Genomic DNA, 2,582 nt, shown 5'->3' on the forward strand with positions numbered 1-2,582 from the left:
CCCCACGGCAGCGGTCCCGCCGGAGACGACGACGCCCGGGCGGCGAACGAGACCGTGGTCACCGACTGGGACCCCGTCTCGAAGCAGCCGATTTTCAAGACCGCTGCTGCCCGTCTCTCGCTCGTCGAACGCGGCCTCGGGCGGAGTGCACCCGCCCCGTCCGTCGCAGCCTCCGCACCCGCCCATTCCGCTGCGCCCGACGCGACGACCGGTGGCCGGGGCCCGGAGACGGGGCGAGTCCCCGGCCGTCCGCGAAACGAGAACGAACCACGGGACGGTGACGCCGGGTGAACGGCATTACCGACTTTCTGGCCGCGCTCCTCGACGGGGAGGACAAGCTCGCGGTCCGACTGCTCGACCTGGCGCAGCGGCATGCTGCCGAGACCGAGGTGCATCATGTCGCGCGGTACCTCGCCCAATGGTCCTACGACAGCGGAGACCGCATCAGAGCGATCGGCCCGCATTACAGCCTGCCCGACGCCACACGCCCGAGCCACCGGAGCGAAGGGCCACGGCAGGATGCAGTCTCCGTACCGCAGGGGCGGGACAGCGGGCTGGTCCTCCTGAGGGAGCTGTGCGAGGTGCACCTCGCGGCCGTGGGAAACTCCCTGCACTGGGACATGCTCACCCAAGCCGCACAGGCAAACAGAGACGACCGGCTGCTGGAGCTGGCTTCGACCTGCCAGCCCTATACGCGGCGACAGATGCGCTGGACCCACACCGTGCTCAAAGAACTCAGCCCCCAACTACTGACCAGCGCCTGAAGCGCGTGGTGCTCCGGTCGAGGCGGCTGCAGTGTCGTCGTAGACCAGAAGTCCGTCGGAGCGCAGCCGCAGCCCTGGTGTCGGGCGGTGAGTGACGAGCCGCTTGTCGTGCATCAGGTGCTGGACGACCGTCTGCCTCGCCACGGTGGCGAAGTCGGCGATCAGACGCCTGTGGCAGCGCCACCAGACCGCTTCGCTGCACATCACCGCCGTCCGGGCACCGGCATCAGCTTCTTCGAGCAGTCGGTCAATGGCGGCTACGAACACGGGCTCTCGCATGTAGGCGGCATACCCCCTGAACGAGGCGTTGCGCCAGACAACGTCCGGGGAGCGGGCTGACGTTTTGCGGAAGCCGCCCAGGTCTGGTTCCCAGCGGTAGCTGATGCCGGCTTGCGGCAGCCAATGTGCCAGGCTGCTGCGGAACAGGTCGGGGTTGCGACGGCTGCCGGGTCCGATTCGTACGTCGACCACCGACCGCACGCCCGCCCCGCGCAGCAGCTCGATCAACTGCTGGCGTTCCGCGGTGCTGTGACCGAAGGTGATCAACACCGGTCTCACGCCTCCTGTCGCGGGTGTTGGCCGTGCTGCTCCTCCGTCCCGCCGCCCGTCCGGCCCACCGTCCTCCCAGACGATCAGGCTGTTGTCATGGAGGGAAACGCGCTTGTCGTCTGACTGCATTGCTGCCGGTGGCCCGCTGGTCGGCCGCGGCTTGTGCCATGCGGGTCAGGTTGCGGGGTGTGCGGGATCCTTCAGGGCCCAAGCTCCGCCGGAGCAGTCTTCCGGCAGGGGAGGGAAGGTGTGGTTCTTGACGTTGGTGCTGGCGTCCCATCGGTGGGACTGCCCGCAGTTGCACTCGTAGATGCCGCTCTGGGGGACGGTCTCGCCCGGATGGAAGGTCTGCGCTTTCTCGCTCATGGTTCCTGTCTAAGGCTGGTGCCCTGGCCTCGCGACCGGAGAGATGCGCAGGAGCAATGCCATGCAGGGCGGCAATCGAGGCCGCGCCGCTGCCGTGGCTTTGCGGATTGATCCGGTAGCGTTTTGTGTCCAGGCTGGTCGGTTTCGCGCGGTCGATGGAGGCCTCTCAGCGAGTGGCTGCCGGCCTGGGTGCAGGCCCCTGTATCTGGCAGCCGGGTTTGCACGAGCCGTCCCTGCTTCTTCCAGGGACAGGGGCGGCCTTCGAGTCTGGCGGCCTCCGTACCCGTTCCCGAGTGCCGTGGCAGGGGTGGGAACGGGGAGCGCGGGAGTGACAAGGGTGACGAGCCGGTGACTGTCCTTGGGCTGTGTGACCTGTGCGGTGTGGCCACCCCTGCAACAGCGCAGGTCTGCAGCCTGGTCCCTGATTCTACCTTTCTACACCCCTACGACCCGGATCTTGACGGCTTACGTCGCCTGGCGGCCTGCTCCCCGAACACCTCAGGGAGCTTCAGCATCAGTACCGCGAGCGCCCCTTCGCCAAGGAAGAGCTGTGGGCGGGCAAGATCGCACGGGCCTTGCGCAACCAGCCGGACCTTGACGAGGAGGAGCTCGCCGACGTGACGGGCCTGAACTTCATCCAGATCGAGCGCAGCCTGATCTGGGAGAGCGAATGCTTCCTGAGGGAACCCACATCGCCGGATGATCCGGAGGGGAAGGCAACAAGCCCCGGCCCCGCTTAGGGCAGGGAGAGGCCGAACTGAGCTCGCCCCGCGAGGAAGGCCGGTGTGGTATCGCCGGGCCTGCGCCCGGAGCCCTGAAGCAGGGGGCAGGATCAGGGCCGTCGATCGATGGAGACCGGGGCGTGGAGTAGAGAGCGCACGCGGAGCCCGGAGATTGCCAGTG

Annotated in this window: 4 protein-coding genes and 1 pseudogene; 3 read left to right on the plus strand and 2 right to left on the minus strand. The window is 67.9% G+C overall.

Features of this window, described 5'->3' with window-relative positions; translation table 11 throughout:
• Positions 1-291, plus strand: a pseudogene (locus ACGFWI_RS38930) (nitrate reductase); the annotation flags it as partial.
• Positions 288-764 carry a hypothetical protein gene (locus tag ACGFWI_RS38935; RefSeq protein WP_393910791.1) on the plus strand — a complete coding sequence of 159 codons (477 nt, stop codon included), beginning with the start codon at positions 288-290 and terminating at the stop codon, positions 762-764. The pseudogene ACGFWI_RS38930 and the gene ACGFWI_RS38935, both read left to right, overlap by 4 nt.
• Here the strand turns inward: ACGFWI_RS38935 and ACGFWI_RS38940 are convergent.
• Together ACGFWI_RS38940 and ACGFWI_RS38945 are read right to left on the minus strand one after the other, a co-directional pair.
• Entirely contained in the window at positions 747-1,322 is a 576-nt protein-coding gene (locus ACGFWI_RS38940) for a DUF488 family protein (RefSeq protein WP_393910794.1), read from the minus strand. The genes ACGFWI_RS38935 and ACGFWI_RS38940 overlap by 18 nt on opposite strands.
• 165 nt (positions 1,323-1,487) lie before the next feature.
• A complete protein-coding gene (locus ACGFWI_RS38945; protein WP_393910792.1) occupies positions 1,488-1,679 on the minus strand; it encodes a hypothetical protein in 192 nt (63 codons plus the stop codon).
• A gap of 575 nt (positions 1,680-2,254) precedes the next feature.
• Between ACGFWI_RS38945 and ACGFWI_RS38950 the strand changes: the two genes are divergently transcribed.
• The gene (locus ACGFWI_RS38950) at positions 2,255-2,419 is read left to right on the plus strand and encodes a hypothetical protein (protein ID WP_393910793.1); all 165 of its coding nucleotides are present in this window, start codon (positions 2,255-2,257) and stop codon (positions 2,417-2,419) included.
• Positions 2,420-2,582 lie beyond the last annotated feature (163 nt).

It is taken from the genome of Streptomyces sp. NPDC048434 (assembly GCF_043200375.1).
GTDB lineage: Bacteria > Actinomycetota > Actinomycetes > Streptomycetales > Streptomycetaceae > Streptomyces.